The organism is Cupriavidus oxalaticus (assembly GCF_016894385.1).
Classification (GTDB): Bacteria; Pseudomonadota; Gammaproteobacteria; order Burkholderiales; family Burkholderiaceae; genus Cupriavidus; species Cupriavidus oxalaticus.
Map to the genome: position 1 here is coordinate 1601026 of NZ_CP069811.1, position 21303 is coordinate 1622328.

At 66.6% G+C, this 21303-nt stretch carries 14 protein-coding genes and 2 pseudogenes; 7 read left to right on the forward strand and 9 right to left on the reverse strand.

Annotated elements, in window-relative coordinates; all coding sequences use genetic code 11:
• Nucleotides 1-20 precede the first annotated feature (20 nt).
• Nucleotides 21-869, reverse strand: a complete 849-nt coding sequence (locus JTE92_RS07040) for a TauD/TfdA dioxygenase family protein (RefSeq protein ID WP_063239161.1) — start codon at nucleotides 867-869, stop codon at nucleotides 21-23.
• 12 nt (nucleotides 870-881) lie between these two features.
• Nucleotides 882-1862, reverse strand: a complete 981-nt coding sequence (locus JTE92_RS07045) for a quinone oxidoreductase family protein (protein ID WP_063239160.1) — start codon at nucleotides 1860-1862, stop codon at nucleotides 882-884.
• A 203-nt stretch (nucleotides 1863-2065) separates the two neighbouring features.
• Between JTE92_RS07045 and JTE92_RS07050 the strand changes: the two genes are divergently transcribed.
• Both JTE92_RS07050 and JTE92_RS07055 read left to right on the forward strand, forming a co-directional pair.
• The gene (locus JTE92_RS07050) at nucleotides 2066-3088 is read left to right on the forward strand and encodes an AraC family transcriptional regulator (RefSeq protein ID WP_063239159.1); all 1023 of its coding nucleotides are present in this window, start codon (nucleotides 2066-2068) and stop codon (nucleotides 3086-3088) included.
• Between the two features lie 48 nt (nucleotides 3089-3136).
• The gene (locus JTE92_RS07055) at nucleotides 3137-4144 is read left to right on the forward strand and encodes an AraC family transcriptional regulator (protein ID WP_063239158.1); all 1008 of its coding nucleotides are present in this window, start codon (nucleotides 3137-3139) and stop codon (nucleotides 4142-4144) included.
• Nucleotides 4145-4162: 18 nt separating this feature from the next.
• On the opposite strand, the gene JTE92_RS07060 is transcribed toward JTE92_RS07055, so the two are convergent.
• Nucleotides 4163-4645: a VOC family protein gene (locus tag JTE92_RS07060; protein WP_063239157.1), complete on the reverse strand. Its 483-nt coding sequence runs from the start codon at nucleotides 4643-4645 to the stop codon at nucleotides 4163-4165.
• A gap of 403 nt (nucleotides 4646-5048) precedes the next feature.
• Between JTE92_RS07060 and JTE92_RS07065 the strand changes: the two genes are divergently transcribed.
• From JTE92_RS07065 to JTE92_RS07080, 4 genes are all read left to right on the forward strand, one after another.
• Nucleotides 5049-6446, forward strand: coding sequence for a hypothetical protein (locus tag JTE92_RS07065; protein WP_063239156.1), 1398 nt, complete (start codon nucleotides 5049-5051; stop codon nucleotides 6444-6446).
• 154 nt (nucleotides 6447-6600) lie between these two features.
• The gene (locus JTE92_RS07070; RefSeq protein WP_063239155.1) at nucleotides 6601-9993 is read left to right on the forward strand and encodes an adenylate/guanylate cyclase domain-containing protein; all 3393 of its coding nucleotides are present in this window, start codon (nucleotides 6601-6603) and stop codon (nucleotides 9991-9993) included.
• Between the two features lie 4 nt (nucleotides 9994-9997).
• Nucleotides 9998-11236: a polysaccharide pyruvyl transferase family protein gene (locus JTE92_RS07075; RefSeq protein WP_063239154.1), complete on the forward strand. Its 1239-nt coding sequence runs from the start codon at nucleotides 9998-10000 to the stop codon at nucleotides 11234-11236.
• Nucleotides 11237-11306: 70 nt separating this feature from the next.
• Nucleotides 11307-11993, forward strand: coding sequence for a VTT domain-containing protein (locus JTE92_RS07080; protein WP_063239153.1), 687 nt, complete (start codon nucleotides 11307-11309; stop codon nucleotides 11991-11993).
• Between the two features lie 16 nt (nucleotides 11994-12009).
• Here JTE92_RS07080 and JTE92_RS07085 read toward each other — a convergent pair whose 3' ends face one another.
• Nucleotides 12010-12726 (reverse strand): DUF899 family protein, encoded by a 717-nt coding sequence (locus tag JTE92_RS07085; protein ID WP_063239152.1) that lies wholly within the window; start codon nucleotides 12724-12726, stop codon nucleotides 12010-12012.
• Between the two features lie 797 nt (nucleotides 12727-13523).
• On the opposite strand from JTE92_RS07085, the pseudogene JTE92_RS07090 reads away from it, so the two are divergent.
• Nucleotides 13524-13937: pseudogene (locus JTE92_RS07090) on the forward strand (FMN-binding negative transcriptional regulator); the annotation flags it as partial.
• A 69-nt stretch (nucleotides 13938-14006) separates the two neighbouring features.
• On the opposite strand, the gene JTE92_RS07095 reads toward JTE92_RS07090, so the two are convergent.
• From JTE92_RS07095 to JTE92_RS07115, 5 genes and pseudogenes are all read right to left on the reverse strand, one after another.
• The gene (locus tag JTE92_RS07095) at nucleotides 14007-15737 is read right to left on the reverse strand and encodes a tannase/feruloyl esterase family alpha/beta hydrolase (RefSeq protein ID WP_169834819.1); all 1731 of its coding nucleotides are present in this window, start codon (nucleotides 15735-15737) and stop codon (nucleotides 14007-14009) included.
• Nucleotides 15738-16051: 314 nt separating this feature from the next.
• Nucleotides 16052-17074 (reverse strand): class I fructose-bisphosphate aldolase, encoded by a 1023-nt coding sequence (locus JTE92_RS07100; RefSeq protein WP_116386929.1) that lies wholly within the window; start codon nucleotides 17072-17074, stop codon nucleotides 16052-16054.
• A 121-nt stretch (nucleotides 17075-17195) separates the two neighbouring features.
• Nucleotides 17196-18197 (reverse strand): Dyp-type peroxidase, encoded by a 1002-nt coding sequence (locus JTE92_RS07105; RefSeq protein WP_063239385.1) that lies wholly within the window; start codon nucleotides 18195-18197, stop codon nucleotides 17196-17198.
• A 96-nt stretch (nucleotides 18198-18293) separates the two neighbouring features.
• Complete coding sequence (locus JTE92_RS07110) at nucleotides 18294-18491, reverse strand: hypothetical protein (protein WP_063239150.1); 198 nt, start codon at nucleotides 18489-18491, stop codon at nucleotides 18294-18296.
• Between the two features lie 41 nt (nucleotides 18492-18532).
• Nucleotides 18533-21208: pseudogene (locus tag JTE92_RS07115) on the reverse strand (ATP-dependent Clp protease ATP-binding subunit); the annotation flags it as partial.
• Nucleotides 21209-21303 lie beyond the last annotated feature (95 nt).

Genomic DNA, 21303 nt, shown 5'->3' on the forward strand with positions numbered 1-21303 from the left:
CGTTTGCTCAAAGCAATGGTTCAGTACGGCCGCGTGCCGATGATGCCGGCCCGCTCCATCTTGCGGTGGCACGGCGGGTAGTCCATCACCGCGTAGTGCTGCGTGGCGGTGTTGTCCCAGATCGCCACGCTGTCGGGCGCCCAGCGCCAGCGCACCTGGTACTCGGGGATATAGGCCTGGCTCACCAGGTAGCGCAGCAGGTCGGACGCGCCCGGATTGGCGTCCTGCCCGAAGCGCACGCGCCCGGCAGTGTGGTAGTTGGTGAAGTGCGTAGTGAAGGCGTTGACGTAGAGCACCTTCTCGCCGGTGTCCGGGTGCGTACGCACGACCGGATGTTCGGCGTCGGGATACTGCGCCTTCAGCGCCAGGCGCTTCTCGATCGGCATGGCGGCGCCGAAGCTGGCTTCGATGCTGTGGCGCGCACGCAGGTCGGCGATCTCCGTCTTGATGTGGTCGGGCAGCCGTTCGTACGCCAGCGCCATGTTCGCCCACATGGTGTCGCCGCCGACCGGCGGGCATTCCACGCAGCGCAGCACCGCGCCGAACTGCGGCGCCTCGCGCCACGTGGTGTCGGAGTGCCAGGCGTTCTCGTAGCGGTCGTTGGGCTGGTCGGGCGTCTTGTAGATGCGCACCAGGCCCGGGTGTTCCGGGTCGCTGCCGGCCACCGGATGGTCTTCCAGCTCGCCGAAGCGGCTGGCGAAAGCGACATGCTCGGCACGGCTGAACTTCTGGTCGCGCAGGAACAGCACGCGGTGCTGCAGCAGCAGCGCGCGGATCTCGGCGAACAAGCCGTCGTCGCGCACCGCGTCGGCCAGGTTGACGCCGCTCAGTTCGGCGCCCAGCGCGCAAGTGAGTTGTTGGACTCGCATGGCATTGGCTCCTCAGATGACAAAGATCGACGAACCGGTGGTCTTGCGCGACTCCAGGTCGTGGTGCGCCTGCACCGCGTCTTCGAGCGCGTAGCGCTGGTTGATCTCGATCCGGATGCGACCGGAGCCGACGTGATCGAACAGTTCGCCGGCCAGTTGCGCCTTCTCGGCGGGATCGAAGATGTAGTCGGCCAGCGCCGGGCGCGTCAGGAACAGCGACCCCTTCATCGCCAGCAGCACCGGGTCGAACGGCGGGATCGGGCCGGAGGCGGTGCCTACGCAGACCATGGTGCCGCGGCGCCGGAGCGAATCCAGCGACGCCGCGAAGGTGTTCTTGCCGACGCTGTCGAACACCACCGCCACGCCGACACCGTCGGTCAGTTCGCGCACGCGCCTGGCCACGTCTTCATGGCTGTAATTGATGATGTGGTCGCAGCCATGGGCGCGGGCCACTTCGGCCTTGGCCTCGCTCGACACCGTGCCGATCACGGTAAGGCCCAGCAGCTTGGCCCATTGCGACACGATCAGTCCGACGCCGCCGGCTGCCGCGTGCAGCAGGATGGCGTCGCCGGGCTGGAATGCATGGATGCGGCGCATCAGGTAGGCCGAAGTCAGGCCGCGCATGGTCATCGCCGCGGCGGTCTCGAAGCCGATGGTGTCGGGCAGGCGGATCAGGGGCGCCGCCGGCACCAGGCGCTCGGTGCTGTAGGCGCCCAGGGTGTTGATGAAGCCGGTATACGTGACGCGATCGCCCACGGCGACGTTGGTCACGCCCGGCCCGATGGCCTGCACCACGCCCGCGGCTTCGACCCCCATGCCGGACGGCAGCGGCACCGGATACGTGCCGTTGCGGAAGTAAGTGTCGGCGTAGTTCAGGCCCACCGCCACGTGGCGGATGCGCACCTGCCCTGCGCCGGGGTCTCCCACCTGCGCGTCTTCGTAACGCAATACCTCGGGGCCGCCAGTCTCATACATGCGGACGATCTTTGCCATGCACTTGTCTCCTTGAAACACTGCGGCACCGGTGTGTGCCGCGCATGCATGCAATGTAGGTCGCCGCGGCGCGGGCGGCTTTGCAATAGGCTCCAGCGCCTTTGCATTTCATGCCAAGCCCGCCTATCATGCCGCTGCAAAGACAATGCTGCGGCCTCCGGCAGGCTTGCAGCCATAAGCACCCCATAAGCAGGGAGACAACATTGGACACGCTGGTACGTGCCGCGGCACTGACCAATTTCTTTGAAGTGGCCGGCGAACTCGGCCTCAATACGCAGCCTTTGCTGCGCACCGCCAGGCTCAGCCGGGCGCTTCTCGCAGAGCCGGACCAGCGCATCCCGGTGGGCGCCTGCGCCACCCTGCTGGAAGCCGCCGCCAAGGCCGCGAACTGCCCGACCTTCGGGCTGCGCATGGCGGAATCGCGGCAGCTTTCGGACTTTGGCGTGATGAGCCTGCTGATCAGCCAGCAGCCCACGCTGCGCGCGGCGCTCGCCACCATCATCCGCTACCGGCACCTGGTCAACGAATCGGTGTCGATCCTGCTGGAAGAGGCCGGCGGCGCGGTCATCATCCGCCAGGAAATCGTGCTGGACCAGCCTTCGCGCCAGGGCACCGAGCTGGCGCTGGGCGTGGTGTTCCGCCTGTGCCGGGCCTTGCTCGGCTCGCACTGGCGCCCGCTGAGCATCAACTTCACGCACCCGGCGCCAGATGACCTGCGGGTCCACCGGCGGATCTTTGGCTGCCCGCTCGAATTCGACAGCGAATTCAACGGCATCGTGTGCCGGGCAGCCGACCTCGACGCGCCCAACCCGACCGGCGATCCGGCGATGGCGCGCTATGCCGAGCGCTTTGTCGACACGCTGCCGCGCATCAACGCGCCCAGCATCGGCCGGGACGTGCGCAACGCCGTCTACCTGATGCTGCCGATGGGCCGTGCCACCTGCGAAGGCGTGGCGCAGGGCCTGGGACTGAGCCTGCGCACCATGCAGCGCCAGCTCGACGAAGCCGGCGAAACCTTCACCGATATCCTCAATGAAGTGCGGCGCGAACTGGCGCTGCGCTATGTGGAGAATCCGCAATACGCCATGTTGCGGGTGGCCGAGCTGCTGGGATACAGCTCGGCCAGCACGTTCACGCGCTGGTTCTCGATCCAGTTCGGCGAGCCGCCGCTGGCATGGCGCCGGCGGCACGCGCATCCTGCAGGCTCTGAGGGAATGCAGCGATGAGCGCGAGCCCTTCGCACCGCTTGCATTTCGCGACACTGGGATAACGCGATGTCCTACTACCTGCGCAGCGCCAGCCTTACCAACTACGTCGAAGTGGCCCGCGCCGTCGGCCTCGATCCGCACCAGCAGATGCGCGCGGCCAGGATCAGCCGCGACGTGCTGCTCGATCCCGATATCCGCATCCCCGCCGCGCTGGTCGGGCGCCTGCTGGATGCCTCGGCACGCGCCGCGCAGGTGGACGACTTCGGCCTGCGCATGGCGGAGCTGCGCCAGTTCTCGAACCTGGGGCCGCTGGCCTTCGTGGTGCGCGAGCAGCCCACGCTGCGCCGCGCGCTGGAGTCCATGGTGCGATACATGGGCCTGCAGAACGAATCGCTGGCCATGCGCCTGGAGGAATCCGAAGGGCTGGTCATCATCCGGCTCCATGTCCTGAGCGAGGAGTCCGGCGTGCTGCGCCAGGCCACCGACCTTGCCGTGGGCGTGATGTTCCGCATGCTGAGCCTGTTCCTGGGCACCTCGTGGCGCCCGCGCAGCATCTGCTTCACGCATCCGGCGCCCGCCAGCGTGGCCACCTGCATGCGGGTGTTCGGCATCGAACCGCTGTTCAACCAGGATTTCGACGGCATCGTCTGCGCCGCCGCCGACCTGGAAGCCCCGCTGCCGTCCTACGATCCGGCGATGGCAGGCCAGGTCAAGCGCTACCTTGGCAGCCTGCTGGCGCAGGCCAACGCCACCGCGCCGGACAAGGTGCGCAAGCTGGTCTATGTGCTGCTGCCCACCGGCATGTGCTCGGTCGACCGGGTGGCGCAGCACCTGGGGGTCGACCGGCGCACCATCCACCGCCGCCTGGCGCGCGAGCAGACCAGCTATTCCGAGATCCTGAACCAGGTGCGTGCGGGGCTGGTGGTCAGCTATATCGAGAACCCGGACAGGCCGTTGTCGGAGGTGGCGACGCTGCTGGGATTTACTTCACTGAGCACGTTTTCGCGCTGGTTCAGCGGCGAGTTTGGCTGCAGCGTGTCGAAGTGGCGGTCGCGGCAAGCGCAGCCCGTGTAGGCGCGGGGCGCGCCGGGATCAAGTTCCGCGCCGGGCCGCCTCGATTTTTGCGATATCGATTTTCCGCATCGTCATCATCGCTTCGAAGGCGCGCTTGGCCGCGGCGGGATCGGAATCGAATACCGCCGCGGTCAGCGCGCGCGGCGTGATCTGCCACGACAATCCCCAGCGGTCCTTGCACCAGCCGCATTCGCTTTCCTGCCCGCCATTGCCGACGATGGCGTTCCACAGGCGGTCGGTTTCGGCCTGGTCGTCCGTTGCGATCTGGAAGGAAAACGCCCCGCTGTGCTTGAAATGCGGGCCGCCGTTGAGGCCGAGGCAGGGAATGCCGGCAACGGTGAACTCGACCGTCAGGACATCGCCTTGCTTGCCGTCGGGATAGTCGCCGGGAGCGCGGTGGACAGCCTTGACAGCGCTGTCGGGGAACGTCTCGGCATAGAAGTTCGCGGCATCCAGCGCGTCGCGGTCGTACCACAAACAGATCGTATTCTTGCTCGGCATGTTGTGTCTCCTGGAAAGGTGAGCACGGGGCATCCGTGGTCGTCGAACACTAAAAAGCGTCGGCCGGAGCACGGTGTGCCGGTCGTCCGCTCAGGCATCGATATTAGTCCCGACAAACCCTGCCCCGTTCCGGCCATGGGTCAGGCGCCACATTTCTTATCGTGAAAGCGTCGCTTGTTGAGCATTGCAGGGATCCGTGACCGTCGCCTATGCTGTCCTAACCGGCAGGACTAACCTGTACAGAACAAGGCATGCCTGAACAATAACAAGGGGAAATTCCCCAAAAGCGGGCTGATGCGAGAAGCATGCGCCGTCCGCACGATCGGCCTGGCTGGAATCACGGGGTGAAACCATCGCACGCGGTGCCGTACCGGCCGTGGGCGAGATACTCCGTTGACAAAACATGGCCGATGCATTCCTGTTCAGCAAGCCTTTCACGTTTCTCGCCTGTCCCGGCATGTCCGAAGTCAGGGCCGGTGTCGATGCGCTCGAATCCCTGCCCGGGCATATGTTCTGGCTCGAGAACGAGGACTTCATCCGCCACGTCCACGTGCCGGACTTCCTCGCGCAGAGCCGAGCCGCGCTCGAGGCCGTGATGCCCGGTGGGGCCGCGCTGGTCGACGCGAAGGCCGCCGAGATCCGGCGCAGCACGCATCTCATCCCTGCCTTGCAGCGCCTCGATGCGGAAGCGGCCGCCGCCGCCCACTCGTATTGCTACTGGCGCTATTCCGCCGATGTACTCGGGCGCTCGCAAGGCATTCCGCGCAGCGCAATCGAGCGCCAGTTCGACCGCGCGGTCGCGCCGCGCGACGGTGCGCACAAGCTGGAATGGACCTGTCCATGCTGCGATGGCCAGGCGCACTACCAGGTCGACGGACTGCTTGCATCGCAACGCGCCTCGCGCCAGGGTGGCTTTTCGGTGGAATGCCCGCATTGCGGGCACCGGGAACGCCTCTATGCCGGCTTCCTGCACGCGGGCCGCCTGGAGTGCCGCTGCAGTGTCTGCACCAGCTTTATCCAGACGCTGGCAGGCCAGCTTGCCAGGCCCGCGCGCAAGCTGGCGGGCGGCCTGGAAGCGTTTGCCTGGAAGCACGCCGTCGATGCCGTCGCCGAGATCCAGGAACTGAAGGAAACCGCCTTGCAGCGGCTGGCGCGTGGCGAGAGCCCTTCGGACAACGCGATGGCATTTGCGCATGCCGTGCAGGCGGACAGCGGCCGCCCCCTTCCGGATATCCTCGGCCAGATCGATCCCACGCTCGAGGGCCGGTTCGACAAGAACCCGCGGGTGTGGGCCCTGCTGTGCGAGCTGCTGCAGGAAGGCGTGCTCGACTGCCAATGCACGATCTATGACCAGGAAGGGTGCCAGCGGGTGGCGCTGGAGCTTGCGTTGCTCGACGACGATCCGGCCGCGGCCAACCCCGCGGCCCACGAGCAGCTCGGTACGCTGCTGCATGGCTACCAGCCACTGGAGCACGACGCCTTCATCGGCTGGCTGCAGGCGCTGAAGCACTTGCGGCTGTGCGCGGCGCGTTTCAATGTCGCCGTCGACGTGTCGTGGCAGCCCAGCGTAGAGCATTGCCGCATCCTGACCGCGCGGCAGCCGGATGGCCTGGCCCCTGCCGGCACGCATGCCGGCGCCACAGGGCGCTTGCAGCCCGCGCCGCGCCTGCGGCGCCCGGAACGGCCGGTGTACCTGGATGCCGAACTGGAGGCGGTGCGGCTTCTGAAGTCCCTCGGGTATATCGTGTTCAGTCCGGAAGATATCCGCTCGCAACAGGACAATCTGGAAGACATTGCATAGCCCCGCCGCCGAACTGAAACCGGACGTCGCCGGCGCGCTTCGACGCTGGCTTGCCCGCCGGTTCCGGCCGATGGCGGCGTCCCCTGGCGGCACCTCTTGCGATGGACGCCTTTGCGCACTAATCCTATGAAGGAAGCGTCCCCGAGGAGGCCCCATGGCGCAGTGCACAAAGTGCGGATGCGATAACACCGCCGGGGCCAACTTTTGCCAGCAGTGCGGCAGCGCCCTCGCCCGCCAGTGCCGCCGCTGCGGCCAAGCCCTGGCGCCGGCGGCGCGCTTCTGCAGTGCTTGCGGCGAACCTTGCAGCGACATGGCAACCGCTGCACCCACCGCGCCGGTCTCCTACACGCCGGCGCATCTGGCGGAGCGCATCCGCAGCGAGCAGGCCGCGCTGGAAGCCCGTGGCGAGGCCGCCGGCGAGCGCAAGACCATCACCGTGCTGTTCGCCGACATGGCCGGCTCGACCGCCCTGATCCATGACCTGGACCCGGAGGACGCCCACCGGCTGATCACGCCGGTGATCGACCTGATGATGGAGGCGGTGCATTACTACGAGGGCTATGTCGCCAAGTCGCTGGGCGACGGCATCCTGGCGCTGTTCGGCGCGCCGATCGCGCACGAGGACCATCCCCAGCGTGCGCTGTACGCCGCGCTGCGCATGCAGAAGGCGATGCAGCGCCACAGCGACCGGCTCAGGCTGGAGCAAGGCATTTCGCTGCAGATCCGGGTCGGCATCCACACCGGCGAGGTGGTGGTGCGTTCGATCCGCAAGGACGACCTGCACACCGATTACGACCCGGTCGGCCACACCATCCACATTGCCTCGCGCATGGAGACCATGGCCGCGCTGTCGTCGATCTTTGTCAGCGAATCCACGCATCGGCTCGCCGAAGGGTATTTCGCGTTCAAGCCGCTTGGCGTTGCGCAGGTCAAGGGCATCCCGATGCCGCTGGCCGTGTACGAGCTGACCGGCATCGGGCCGCTGCGCACGCGCATGCAGGTGGCGGCGCACCGCGGCCTTGCGTGCTTCGTCGGGCGGGACATGGAACTGGAGACGCTGCAGCAGGCGCTGCAGCGGTCCGTCGGCGGACATGGGCAGATCGTGGCGGTAGTCGGCGAGGCCGGCGTCGGCAAATCGCGGCTCTTCCACGAATTCAAGGCGCGCGCACCCGGCAGCTGCCTGGCGCTGGAGACGTTCTCGGTGTCCCATGGCAAGGCCTTTGCCTATCTGCCGCTGATCGAGCTGGTCAAGAACTACTTCCAGATCGAGGCCCACGACGACGAACGGAAGTGCCGCGAGAAGGTCGCGGGCCGCGTGGTGATGCTCGACCGGGCCCTGGAAGACGTGCTGCCATACCTGCTGCACCTGCTGGGCATCAGCGAGCCCGGCTCGGCATTGCCGAACATGGATCCCCTGATCCGGCGCCAGCGCACGTTCGAGGCGATCACCAGCCTGCTGGCGCGCGAGAGCCGCAACCAGCCGCTGGTGCTGTTGTTCGAGGACCTGCAATGGCTGGACAGCGAGACCGAAGCCTTCCTGGATGTACTGGTCGAGCGCCTTGCCGGCGCCAGGATCCTGCTGCTGCTGAACTACCGGCCCGAGTACCAGCATGGCTGGAGCCATATGGACTGCTACACGCCGCTGCGGCTGGACCCGCTGGGCCTGGCGGAAGCCGGGCAACTGCTCACCGCGCTCCTTGGCGACGATCCGGCGCTGGTGGCCCTCAAGCGCCTTATCCTGGCAAAGACCGAGGGCAATCCCTTCTTCATGGAGGAGGTGGTGCAAACCCTGTGCGAGGAGAAAGCGCTGCTTGGCGAGCCGGGCCATTACCACATCGAGCAGACACCCGCGGCGCTGCATATCCCGACAACGGTGCAAGGCGTGCTTGCCGCCCGCATCGACCGCCTGTCCCGTGCCGAAAAGGACTTGCTGCAAACGCTGGCCGTGATCGGCAAGGAGTTTTCCCTCAGCCTGATCCAGCGCGTGGTCGTGCAGCCGGACGAGCAGTTGCGCCTGCTCCTCGCCCAGCTGGAGGCGGGGGAATTCATCTATGAGCGGCCGGCGTTCCCCGACACCGAATACACGTTCAAGCACGCGCTGACCCAGGAGGTGGCCGGCAACAGCCTGCTCACGGAGCAACGCACCGCGCTGCACCAGCGCACGGCCCAGGCAATCGAGGCGCTCTTCCAGAACCAGTTGAAGGATCACTACGGCGAACTGGCCCGGCACTACAGCCTCAGCGGCAACGGTCCGAAGGCAGTGGAATACCTGCAGTACACGGGACAGCAGGCCGTCCAGCGCTCCGCCTACCACGAGGCGATCAGCCACCTGAGCGCCGCGCTGGAGTTGCTCGGCCGCCAGCCGGATACCCCGGAACGCGCGCACCAGGAGCTCGTGCTGCGGCTGGCCATCGGGCCGGCGCTGATCGCCGCCCGGGGCTTTGCCGCCCCCGAAGTGGAGGCGACCTACAGCCGCGCGCTGGCCCTGTGCGGCCAGGGCGGCGACACGCCACAGCTGTTTCCGACGCTGGTCGGGCTGCGTACCTATTTCTCGCTGCGCGCGGAACATGCGAAGGCTTACCGGCTCGGCAAGCAGCTGCTGCGGCTGGCCAGGCAGACGAACGACCCGGAGCAGACGGGAGAAGCGCATGTCGCGCTCGGGATGACCGCGTATTACTCCGGAAGATTCGGCGTCGCGCATGCCCATCTGCGCGATGCCCTTGCACTCTATGGCGCAGGACCGCATCTCGCCCACCTGAATGTCCATGGCGTGGATCCGGAAGTGCGCGCCCTGTCGGCTTCGGCGCTCGTGCTCTGGGCGCTTGGCTATCCCGACCAGGCCCTCCGGTGCGCGCAGGACGGGCTTGCGCTGGCGCGGCAGATATCCCACCCCTTCAGCCTGGCGCATGCCCTGTGCCAGGCAGCAGAACTGCACCAGTTCCGCCGCGAGCCCCAGCTCACGCAAGAATGTGCCGACGCTGCCATCACACTGTCGACCGAGCAGGGTTTCCCGCTCTGGCACGCGTGGACGACGCTCCTGAGCGGCTGGGCGCTGGCGGAACAGGGGCAGCAACCGGCAGGCATCGCGCTGATGCAGGAAGGGCTGGCGGCCTATCACGCCACGGGCGCGGTACTGGGCAATTCGCACTTCCAGTGCCTGCTGGCCCATGCCTACGGACGCCAGGGACAATGGCAGGCGGGGCTGGACGCGCTTGCAGCGGCCAAAGACGCGGTGGATCAGACCGGCGAGCACTATTGCGAAGCGGAGTGGCACCGTATCAAGGGCGAGTTGATACGGCAACGCGCGGCGGCCGGGGAGCAACCTGAAGACGAGGCGCAAGCGCAAGCGTGTTTCCACAAGGCGATCGAAGTCGCTCGCCACCAGCATGCCAGGTCGCTGGAATTGCGGGCCGCGCTGGATCTGGCGCAGCTATGGCGGCAGCAAGGCCAGGAGCCAGCCGCTACCCGGTTGCTGGCGGACATCCGGGCTGGATTTACCGAAGGCTTCGACAGCGCTGACATGCAGGCCGTGCTTGCGTATCGTTGATGCCATGCCAGCGCCCGCATTCCATGAACAGGCAGGCGCGGCGGCCTTCACGATCCTGTTCGGCGCCTTCGATCGCCACAACTTCGGCGACCTGCTGCTCGCGCATGTGGTGCGACGCATGATCCGCCGGCACGGTCCCTATGCCAATCTCCGTTACGGAGGCCTTGCCGGGCGCGACCTCAGGCCCCATGGCGGCCATCGGGTCCACGCCCTCGCGCGTCTTTCCGCCACCGTGGGCGACGCCGCCGTCGATGTCATCCACGTGGGCGGCGAAATCCTGACCTGCTCGCTGTGGGAGGCGGCCGTGATGCTGCTGCCGCCCGGGCAGGCCGAGGCAGTGGTGGCGCAGCTCGATAGCCGGCCGCACGCGCGAACGGCGTGGGCGCGCGACCAGTTAGGCGTGCCGGACCTTGTTCCCTACCTGTTGCCTGAGAACCTGTTTGCCAACCTCAGGCGCGTGATCGTTCACGCGGCCGGCGGCATTGACCTTGGATCGGTCGAGCCCGGCATGCGGGCCGAGGTGGTGGCCAAGCTTGGTGCCGCCACCAGTGTCGGCGCAAGGGACCGGCAAACCCGGTCCGTGCTCGCCGGCAACGGCATCGATTGCCGCCTGGAGCCGGATCCGGCGGTGCTGGTGGCGGAGCTGTTCGGCGAGCGCATCCGCCGGCGCGCCGGCCATGGCGAATGCGCCCGCATCGGGTCGGGTTTCCCGGGCGGATACCTGGCGGTGCAGTGCAGCGCTGATTTTGGCGACGACGAAACCCTGTCACAGCTGGCGTCGCAACTCGAACGCGTTGCCCGGGACCGGCACCTGGGCGTGGTGCTGTTCCGCGCCGGTGCCGCGCCATGGCATGACAGCCTGGCTTGCTACCGGCGCCTCGCCGCGCGGTTGTGCGGCACGCCCGTTGCGCTCTTTCGCTCGCTTGAGCTGTGGGATATCTGCGCGCTGATCGCGCACAGCCAGGGCTTCATCGGCAGCAGCCTGCACGGCGGCATTGTCGCGGGCGCCTTTGCCTTGCCGAGACTGGGCCTGCTGCGGCCCGCGCAAGCGCCCGAAGCCAGCAAGCAGGTTGCGTTCGCCGCGGCCTGGGGCGCGGCCGGCGCGCCAGCGGCCGTGCCCGTGGAGAAGCTTGCGGCGGGCATGGACCAGGCGTTGGCAATCGGACCCGCACAGCGCACGGAGCTGGCCCGGGAATGGGCCGCGGCATGCCGGGCCGCATTCAGGCTGGTTCAGGACGGATAGTTCCCGCAGCAGTGATCCACTGGGCAGTCGAATCGAAACTTTCGGCAAGGCCTGTGGTTCTAATTTTTGTATGCCTAGCAAATTGTCTGCCAATCGGCACGCCATCTGGTTCTGGTTAGCGGTGGGCACCCTGGCGGTGCTGGTCGCACTGGTCGCGCTCTCGCCTCCCTTCAAGGATCTGGCCGACCAGGCCATCGGTTGGGCGCAGGCGACGATGGAGCAGCACCCCGGCGCTGGCGTACTTGTCTTCTTCCTGTTTTCGGCCGTGTCCGCCATGCTTGCCTTCGCCTCGAGCGTGGTCCTGGTGCCGCCGGCCAGCGCGGTGTGGGGCAAGCCGCTCACCGTTCTGCTCCTCTGGGGTGGCTGGCTGCTGGGCGCTGTTGCCGCCTATGGCATCGGCCGCCTGGCCTATCCATTGCTCGCTCGCAGTGGTTACGCGGACAAGCTGGCGAAGTACCAGGACTACGTATCCCGGCGCATGAAGTTCTGGGCGGTGCTGCTGTTCTGTATCGCGGTGCCGTCGGAAATTCCCGGTTATCTGTTTGGCACGATGCGTTACCCCTTCCCGAAATTCCTGGCCGCGATGGCCATCGCCGAAGGGGGCTATGCGTTCGGCATCGTCGTCGCGGGGGAAAGCCTGGCCGTCGATCGGCCCTTGCCCTTCTTCATCGCCATCGGCGTGCTGGCGGTCGTCGCGATGCTGGCAGGCCTGGCGCTGCGCAGCGCCAGGAAGCGCATGTCCGGCGGCAACCGCTGAAGCGGTTGGCATCGCCTCAGTAGGCGAGCTTCGGCATGAACTGACCACGTCCCTCGGGCGTCATGTCGAGCAGGCCCCAAAGCGCACTGACGGCGTCGCCGGATCGATGGTCCGTGTCAGCCTCCGTTGGCGCCCAGGTAAGGTCGCTGCCCCAGAAGTGGCGGACCGTGCCATTGTCCAGACGGAATACGTTGAACGCGGTGTCGTCCCATTCCTCGCCCGGCTTCCCGCCGCTCAACGCCCGAATCTCCGCCGGCAGCTTCGTCGAGTCGCCGAAATAGTCGGCGTTGTAGCTGTTGCCTGCGGTCGAAAGGAACTGGAGATGTGCCCATCCCCGTTCACGCGCCCACGCGACCAGCCGCGCGATCGGCGACTTGGCGACGATATAGAGCGCCGCACGCTGGCCGATATGCCTGGCAGCGCCGTTGACGGAGTCGAGCAAGAGCGTGCACATCGGACACGGCGTGTCGCGGTCCGGGCCATACATGAAGCTGTACAGGATCAGGGTGCGATGCGGGCCGAACAGCCTGGACATTGCGACCGTCTCGGGCATGCCGTTCGCGCCGATCCGCTCGAACCGGTAGTCCTGCGGGACTTCGCCGCCGGGCGGGAGCGCGCGGCGCTGCGCGGCGACAGCCTCGATATGCCTTCGCAACGCCATCTCCTCTTCAAGCAGTGCGCTGCGCGCCTTGCGGTATTCGGCACTTTCGTTGGGATAAGTGACGTGAGACATGCTGGTCTCCTGCGGTTGCTCCCCGTTAGTCTTGCCGACGCCGGGATCGGTTCTCCGCTTCTCCGCAGTGGATGATTGTTCCCGCTGCCTTCGCCGCGTGTTGGCCCTCGCCTGACGCTACTGCGGCGCCGCATAGACCTGGGCTTGCCTCCGGGGGCAGTATGACTGCCTCTTGGAGGGCACCCGTCGGTTTGCCAGTCAACTGCCGTGATCACGTTGTCTGGCACATGCCGATTCACACCACCACTTCCGGCGGTCGCATCTGGCTGCGGCTTGTCGGAACGCCGCGGGGACGACGATGAGCCGTACCGGAGATCTCATGTGCAAGCTGAACACGATCGTGCCCGTCAGCGCCCAGGGCGCGTGCCAGCAGGTCGCGATTTTCCCTGAGTTGTCTTACTGAGTGACGCAAATACCTCAGAACACGATATGCGATGTCCGGGCTGCCACCCTCTGCCCGAATATGCCGGATACGTGCGATCTGTGCGCGAACGCGCTTGCGGGACTCTTCGATTGCGCGCTCTTGCCGCAAGGCCTGCCGCGCGTCGACAGAGCTATATGCAACCTTTGACATGGTGCGCTCCCAAATAGCAAGGCATCACGAATGGTCACTTAAGCAACATTGCAGAACGTCCGAATTTGCTGCTCCAGTATCGGACTCATCGACGCATACAGGGCGACCCGTCGCCCTGCAAAAAAAATAGAAAAAGACGGCCGTTGTGTCAACGAAGCCGTGGCAGCAGCTTTCCGGAGGCCTTTGCGTAGGGTCCCAGGCAAGTTGCCCGGACTGCGCTGCCGGCACGCCGGTCATGGTCGTCTTTCGGGGCGCCGAGGCCTACATCTCGCCAAACTGGTACCCGAGCAAGCACGAGGCGCACCGCCAGGTGCCGACCTGGAACTACGAGGTGGTACACGCGCACGGCATGCTCACCGTGCATGACGACGAACGCTTCGCCCGGCGCATTGTCGCGCGCCTGACGCGCCGCCATGAGGCGGACGAACCCATGCCATGGAAGATGGGCGATTCCGCGCCCGAATTCATCGACGGCCTGCTGCGCCATATCGTCGGCATCGAGATAGCGCTCACCTCGCTGCAGGGCAAGGTCAAGCTGAGCCAGAACCGGGAAGCGCGCGACCGGCTGGGTGCCGCGCAATCGCTGGCAGCACGGGGATACGGCGAGCTTGCGCAGTCAATGCGCCGCGCCCGATAACGGGTAAGGCAGGAATCGAAAAAGGCGAGCCGCCCGGGCTCGCCCCTTTCTGCTACGCCTGCCTCCGCATCATTGCGTCGCGCAGGTAAAGCTCGCTGCCACGTTGACATCGCCGGAGCCGTTGTACTTCGGCCAGGTCGGGTACTCGCACAGCGGCCGCGTGCGGCCCGGCACGCCGACCGTGTCGGTCACCGTCAGCGAAGCCGGCGCGGTGCCCTGCTCGACCCACTGCTCCAGTGCCGTCAGCGAATCCCACGCAGCATTGAACACCGAGCTCACCGAGTGGCCATAGCCCGGGATCTCGTAGTAGCGCATGAAGTTGCTGACATTGCCCGCGCCCATCGCGCCCTGTACCCGCGTGAAGTAGTCCTCCGTCGCACGCGTGCTGACCAGCGCATCGGACATGCCGTGCGCCATCAGGATCTTGCCGCCCTTGTTCATGAACGCGGACAGGTCGGTCTTGTTGATGTCCTGCAGGCCGGCAAGCTGGCTGATGCGGTCCTGCCAGGGTCCCGGGTTCTGGGGGTCGAGCGTGAGCGAGTTGAAGGTCGGATCGCGCGTGACGAAGTAGCGCACCCACTGGTCCCAGAACACGCTCAGGTATGGCGCGGTAGCCGGCATCGGATTGGCCGGGGCATCGAGGTTGAGCGCCAGCGCAATGACCGTCGGCTGGACGGATGCGTTGCCGGACATGCCGAGGTCGGCGCCCCAGACGTTGAAGCCCGGATACTGCGTTTCGCCGCTGCCCAGCGCATAGCCGAACACGATCTGCGAGTTGTACACCTGCAGCGCGTTGATCTGCGCGTCGGACAGGCAGGTGTCGCCGGTGTCGGCACCGTTGGCGCAGCGGACCGGCTGGCCATTGAGCATGGCCGTGGACGGGTCGAAGCTGGCATTGCAGGCGGCGACATTGCTGATCAGGCCGTCGTTGACACCGTCGAGGTTGTCGCACGCGGCAATGGCGGCGTCGTACAGCACCTTGCGCTTGGGCTGGTTCGGGTAGGCGCCCGGCGCGGCCAGCGCGCGGGTGATGCGGCCGAACTGCAGGTTCAGGCTGGCGGCGTTCCAGGCGGGATAGAGCACGATGGCGCCATCCCAGTCCTGCGGCCAGCGCTGCACCACGGCCAGCGCCTCGCGGCCGCCGGTCGATCCGCCGGCAAAGTAGGCCTTCTTCGGGCCATCGGCCTGGTAGTGCATCTGGATCAGCGCGATCGCGACGTCGCGCGTCTTCTTCAGTGCATCGCTGGCGTAGTTGCTGAGCGCCTCGTCATTGGTGCCGAACGAGCCGTCGCGGCTGCCGAGCGCGCCCGCCTGGTGGCCGGAATCGCTGGCGAAGGTGGCATAGCCGCGCGCCAGCGGCGAAGGCTGGTCGGTCGGGCCGGCCGGCACATTGCCTGCCGTGTTGGGAATGGTGCCGTCATAGCCGCCGCCGCCGAACATCACCACCTTCTGGTTCCAGCTGGCGGGCATGTTGATTTCGAACCGGATCGGTGGCGCCGTCGGATCGACGGGTGCGATGGTCCCGGTCACCTTGCAATATGCGCCAGTGCCCAGCTGGCCGCCGCCGGTCGCCGGCACCATGTCGGCCTCGGCAACCGTTGCGCCCTTGGTGGGCAGGCCGATGCTGCCTGACGGGACGGTCTTGCCCGGCAGGTTCTGGCATGCCACCGGGGTCTTTGCCGGCGGGGGATGGTCGTCGTCACCACCGCCGCCGCCACAGGCAGTCAGCACAAGGCCGGCCGCGGTCGCAACAACGACGGGTGCCAGTTTGAAGGTCACTGGCAAAACTCTGCTTTGCATGTCGGTTGACATTTGTCTTCTCCACGGTGTCTCCTGGGGGGACGGGATAGCGCCAGCGGGACCGGCCCGGCGGGATATCCCCGGTGCCTGCGTCTGCATTCGGCATGCCAGCGCGCAGGTGATGAGACGGATGTGGAGCGCGAAATATGTTCCGCGTTGCAGAAGCGGAGGGCCGGGTAGTTCTTGCTTGGAGGCGTCACACGCGCGCCCGGCCGGCGGCGAGAAGATCTTTCAATCGAATGGCAAAAACGGCCCGGCAGGCCGCCGGCCATGCGGCGGTCGGAGGGCGGACTTGCCGGCGCCTTGCGCAGTGATCAGGCCGCGGCGTTCTCCATCGCCGCTTCGTATTGTCCCAGGCACGCCATGGCGTTGAGCCGCGAGCGCTGCAGCAGCGCCCGTTGCGCCAGCGCCGCGTTGGCCGGCTCGCCGCGCCACGCCAGCAATGGCGGCTCCTGCAAGGCGCGCCCGTAGGAGAAGCTGAGCCGCCAGGGCAACGGGCCCAGCCGGTTCATCGCGTCGAGATTGGCCGTGGCTTCGGCAGGCGTCTGGCCGCCGGACAGGAAAAAAATACCTGGCACGGCGGCGGGCACGGTGCGCCTGAGCACCTTCAGGGTCTGCGCGGCTACCTCTGCCGGCGCTGCCTGTCCGGCATCCTTGCCGGGGAGCACCATGCTGGGCTTCAGCAGCATGTGCTCGAACACCACCGCATGTTGCTGCAAGGCGTCGAACACCTCATGCAGCACGGCTTCGGTGACTTCCGCGCAGCGCGCCATGGTGTGCGCGCCATCCATCAGCACCTCGGGTTCGACGATGGGCACGATGCCTGCCTCCTGGCAGATCGCGGCATAGCGCGCCAGTGCCTCGGCATTGGCGCGAATGGCAAGCCGGCCCGGCAGCCGGTCGGAGACGTTGTAGACCGCGCGCCATTTGGCAAAGCGCGCGCCCTGCTGGCGATAGCCGGCAAGCCGTTTTGCCAGCCCGTCGAGGCCCTCGGTGATTTCGTCCCCGGGTGCATGCGCAAGCGCGAGCTTGCCCTTGTCCACCTTGATGCCGGGCACGATGCCCTGGCGCGCGGCCAGTTCCGGCAGCGGCGTGCCATCGTCGGCCCGCTGGCCCAGCGTCTCCTCGTACAGGATCACGCCGCTGATGAACTCGGCCAGTCCCGGCGTGGACAGGAGCAGGTTGCGCCACGCCCTGCGGCTTTCCTCGTTGGATGCCACGCCGATGCGATCGAACCGCTTGGCGATGGTCGGCCCGCTTTCGTCGGCGGCCAGCAGGCCTTTGGCGCCATGCACCATGGCGTCGACGGTGGCTTGCAGTTCGCTTCTGGTGTCCATGACGTTGCTCCGCGAGGTGGGTATAGCAACAAGCATTGGCGCCTGGGTGCGAATGCGCAAGCGCCGGGCGTGCGGGGCGTCGCGAACCGGAGAATGGAGGAGCGGGGGAAACTCGATGGCATCATGGGCCAGCAAGGCCCGTACTCCCCGATGGACCGCACCCCGCGCCGGCGGCATCCGGCCGGCGTTCCGCAAGGGCCTCCAGCAACGAGGCGGACGGCACGAAAAACAGGTTGCCGCTGACCGCCTCGCTGAAATCCAGCAGCCGGTCATAGTTGCCGGGCGGGCGCCCCACGAACATGTTCTCGAGCATCTGCTCGACCGGCGCGGGAGAGCGGGCGTAGCCGATAAAGAAGGTACCGAACTCGCCCTTGCCCGGTTGCCCGAACGGCATGTTGTCCCGCAGGATCTTCACTTCCTCGCCGTTCTCGACCAGCGTCGTCAGCGCGCTGTGCGACCAGGACGGCTTGACCGCATCGTCGAGCTCGATGTCCGACAGCTTGGTGCGGCCGATGATCTTTTCCTGCGCCTCGACGGTCAGGTCGTTCCAGGCGGCCATGTTGTGCAGGTACTTCTGCGTCAGCACATAGCTCCCGCCCGCAAACGCCGCGTCTTCGGCGCCGATGATGGTGAAGCGGACGGCATCATTGCCTTCGGGGTTCTCGGTGCCGTCGACAAAGCCCACCATGCTGCGCATGTCGAAGTAGCGGAAGCCGTGCACTTCATCGACCACCGTCACGGCGTCGCCGAGCCGCGCCATCAGCTGCGTGGCAAGCTCGAAGCACAGGTCCATCTGGTCCGCGCGGATATGCAGCAGCAGGTCGCCCGGCGTGGCCATGGCACGGCGCGCGCCGGTGCCGAACTCGCGGAAAGGATGCAGCGAGGCCGGCCGCGGCTGTCCGAACAGCCGGTCCCAGGCATCCGACCCAAAGCCGCAGATGCATGAAAGGTTGCCGCCCTGGACGCGCTTGCCTACGGCGCGAACCAGCGCGGCCACGTCCGCGCACCACGCCCGCACGGTGTCGGCGTGCGCGGCGCCGGGTGAAAGGGTGGCGACGATGAATATCGCGCTACGGGTGATGGGACTGCAGACGGCTTGCGGCTCGGCGGCGGTATCTGGCATCGGTTCGAATGTCATGCGATTTGAACAACAACAATAGGAGAACGAAGCACCGCTTTCAACCGGACCGTGGCCACGCCGGCCACGGCCCCTCACCGTTCAGCCGCCCAGTTCCTGGAAGGCGTGGCCATTGGCCTCCAGCCCCTTCAGGACGTCCGGCGCCAGCTCGTTCTCCCAGACGTGGCCTTCAAGCTGCCACTGGCTGGCATCCGCCAGGTCGGGCAATCCCGCGCCCTTGCGCACGTAGAGGCCGAGCGTCGGCCGCTTCGGGTTGATGTAGAAGTCGAACTGCTGCATGTCGGGTCTCCTAAAGCGGGTCTCCTAAAGCGGGTCTCCTAAAGCTGGCTGATGACCACCTCGCCATTGGTCTTGTCATAGCCGAGTCCGACACTGTCGCCTGACTTCAGCTTGTCGCCCAGGATCTCCCTGGCCAGCCGGGTCTCGACTTCCTGCCGGATCTGGCGCTTCAGCTCGCGCGCACCGAACTCGGGCCGGTAGCCGACCTCGACCAGGTGGTCGAGCAGGCCATCGTCCACCTTCACCGTGATGTCCTGTGCCGCCGCCGTGCGCACCACGCGATCGAGCTGGATCTGCACCACCGAGCGGATGTTGTCGCGCGACAGCGCATGGAACACGATGATGTCGTCGATACGATTGAGGAACTCGGGCCGGAAATGCCCCTTCAGCACCTTCATCAAGGCCTCGCGCACGTCTTCTTCAGGCATGCGCTTGCCCTCGGGCTGCTCAAGGTTGCCCATGATGATCGATGCGCCCAGGTTGCTGGTGGCGATGATGATGGTGTTGCTGAAGTCCACCACGCGCCCCTTGCCGTCGGTGAGCCGGCCATCGTCGAACACCTGCAGCAGCACGTTGCTCACATCCGGCTGGGCCTTCTCGATCTCGTCCAGCAGGATCACGCTGTAGGGCCGCCGCCGCACGCGTTCGGTCAGTTGCCCGCCTTCGTCATGGCCCACGTAGCCGGGCGGCGCGCCGATCAGCCGGGCCACCGCGTGGCGCTCCATGTATTCCGACATGTCGATGCGGATGATCGACTGCTCGTCGCCGAACACCGTTTCCGCCAGCGCCTTGGCAAGTTCTGTCTTGCCGACGCCGGTGGGCCCGAGGAACAGGAAGGTCGCAATCGGGCGATGCTGCTGGCCAAGCCCCGCGCGCGACAAGCGTACGGCATCGCTCACTGCCACCACCGCGTCGTCCTGCCCGACCACGCGTTCACGCAGTTTCTCTTCCATCTGCAAGAGTTTCTGCCGCTCCTCCTGCGTGAGGTCAGCCACGGGTATGCCCGTCAGGCGCGACACCACCTCGGCAATGGCCGCCACCGTGACTTCGAGCGTTTCCGAGCCGGTCTTGCGCTGCCAGGCCTCGGTCTTCTCGTCGAGCTGCTGCTGCTTGCCGCCGATGCGCTCCTCGAAGCCCTTGGCTTCATCGAAGCGCTTGCGCGACGATGCATAGTCCTGTTCGCGCTTGAGCTGGGCGATCTCGGCCTCCAGTTCCTGGATTTCGGCGGGGCGCGAGGTGGAGCCGATGCGCACGCGCGCCGCGGCCTGGTCGATCAGGTCGATGGCCTTGTCCGGCAGGTAGCGCGACGTGATGTAGCGGTCCGACAGTTCCGCGGCGGCGACAAAGGCATCGTCGGCAAACGTGACCTGGTGGTGCGCCTCGAGCTTGTCGCGCAGCCCGCGCAGGATGACGATGGTCTGCTCGACCGACGGCTCCGGCACCAGCACCGGCTGGAAACGGCGCTCCAGCGCCGCATCCTTCTCGATGTGCTTCTGGTATTCGTTCAGCGTGGTCGCACCGATCAGGCTCAGTTCGCCCCGCGCCAGCGCAGGCTTGAGCACGTTGGCGATGTCCAGGCCGCCCTCCCCGCCGCCCTGCCCCGCGCCGACGATGGTGTGAAGCTCATCGATGAACAGGATGAGTTCTTCGTTCTTCTCGGTCACCTCGTCGATCAGTTGCTTGGCGCGCTCCTCGAATTCGCCGCGGTACTTGGCGCCGGCCACCATCGAGTTGATGTTGACCTCCACCAGCCGCTTGCCGCGCAGCACCTCCGGCACGTCGCCGTTGACGATGCGCTGCGCCAGCCCTTCCACGATCGCGGTCTTGCCCACACCCGGCTCGCCGATCAGCACCGGGTTGTTCTTCTTGCGCCGCGCCAGCACTTCAATGGTGTTCTCGATCTCCAGCGCGCGCCCGAGCACCGGATCGAGCTTGCCCTGCCGCGCCATGGCCGTCAGGTCGCGCCCGAACTTGTCGAGCGTGGGCGTGCCGGTCGGCGTATCGACGCGGCCATCCTCCGCGCCCTTGCCGACCACCTTCACCACTTTCTGCCGCAGCGCCTCGGGCGTTACGCCGTACTTCCTGAGCAGCGTGCCGGCAATGCTGTCCGGCACCATCGACAAGCCGATCAGCAGGTGTTCGGGCCCGACGTAGGAATGCCCGAGCTCGCGCGAAGCCTGGAAGGCGTACTGGAACACCTTCTTCAACCGCGGCGAGATGCTCATCTTTTCGAGCGAGGCGTCAGCGCCCGCCGTGCCGGTCTGGGCGTGCTGGTCGATATAGCCCTGGATATCCTCCGGCGATAGCTTCAGCTCCTTGAGCAGCGCCGTGCCGACGTCGGTGTCGGCCAGCACATAAAGCAGGTGCTCGGTGTCGAGCTCGTTGCGCCGCAGTTCGTGCGCCTTCTCGGCGGCGCGCTGCAGCAGCTCCAGCGTCTGCTCGCTGAAGGCATCGGTAACATCGACGGATTCGCGCGGCACTTCGGCGGTGAAGCCGCCATGCTCGCCCTCGTCTATTCCGCCTCCCAGCCCCCTGAAGAAGCGCGACAACCCGCCGCCGCCCAGCAGCGAGTCGAAGGGATTGAGCATTTCCTGGTGGCGCATCAACTGGCGGTAATCGTAGTCGCAGATCGACATGGTCTTGCGCTCGCCGTCCTGGACCACGGTCACGCGCGCCACGGCGGGACGCGCATTGCAGATTTCACATAGGGTCGGCATGATGGACTTTCCTCCACAGGTAGGTCACGTTGCACGGTGATTCGCCTGATGCGATATGGGCCTGCAACTACGTCACCGCGGATCGCACCACGCGC

What these genes read in the sequence shown, in the direction of transcription:
- JTE92_RS07040 (WP_063239161.1), bottom strand. Translation starts at nt 869, where the DNA reads ATGCGAGTCCAACAACTCACTTGCGCGCTGGGCGCCGAACTGAGCGGC.
- JTE92_RS07045 (WP_063239160.1), bottom strand. Translation starts at nt 1,862, where the DNA reads ATGGCAAAGATCGTCCGCATGTATGAGACTGGCGGCCCCGAGGTATTG.
- JTE92_RS07055 (WP_063239158.1), top strand. Translation starts at nt 3,137, where the DNA reads ATGTCCTACTACCTGCGCAGCGCCAGCCTTACCAACTACGTCGAAGTG.
- JTE92_RS07060 (WP_063239157.1), bottom strand. Translation starts at nt 4,645, where the DNA reads ATGCCGAGCAAGAATACGATCTGTTTGTGGTACGACCGCGACGCGCTG.
- JTE92_RS07065 (WP_063239156.1), top strand. Translation starts at nt 5,049, where the DNA reads ATGGCCGATGCATTCCTGTTCAGCAAGCCTTTCACGTTTCTCGCCTGT.
- JTE92_RS07070 (WP_063239155.1), top strand. Translation starts at nt 6,601, where the DNA reads ATGGCGCAGTGCACAAAGTGCGGATGCGATAACACCGCCGGGGCCAAC.
- JTE92_RS07075 (WP_063239154.1), top strand. Translation starts at nt 9,998, where the DNA reads ATGCCAGCGCCCGCATTCCATGAACAGGCAGGCGCGGCGGCCTTCACG.
- JTE92_RS07080 (WP_063239153.1), top strand. Translation starts at nt 11,307, where the DNA reads ATGCCTAGCAAATTGTCTGCCAATCGGCACGCCATCTGGTTCTGGTTA.
- JTE92_RS07085 (WP_063239152.1), bottom strand. Translation starts at nt 12,726, where the DNA reads ATGTCTCACGTCACTTATCCCAACGAAAGTGCCGAATACCGCAAGGCG.
- JTE92_RS07095 (WP_169834819.1), bottom strand. Translation starts at nt 15,737, where the DNA reads ATGCAAAGCAGAGTTTTGCCAGTGACCTTCAAACTGGCACCCGTCGTT.
- JTE92_RS07100 (WP_116386929.1), bottom strand. Translation starts at nt 17,074, where the DNA reads ATGGACACCAGAAGCGAACTGCAAGCCACCGTCGACGCCATGGTGCAT.
- JTE92_RS07105 (WP_063239385.1), bottom strand. Translation starts at nt 18,197, where the DNA reads ATGCCAGATACCGCCGCCGAGCCGCAAGCCGTCTGCAGTCCCATCACC.
- JTE92_RS07110 (WP_063239150.1), bottom strand. Translation starts at nt 18,491, where the DNA reads ATGCAGCAGTTCGACTTCTACATCAACCCGAAGCGGCCGACGCTCGGC.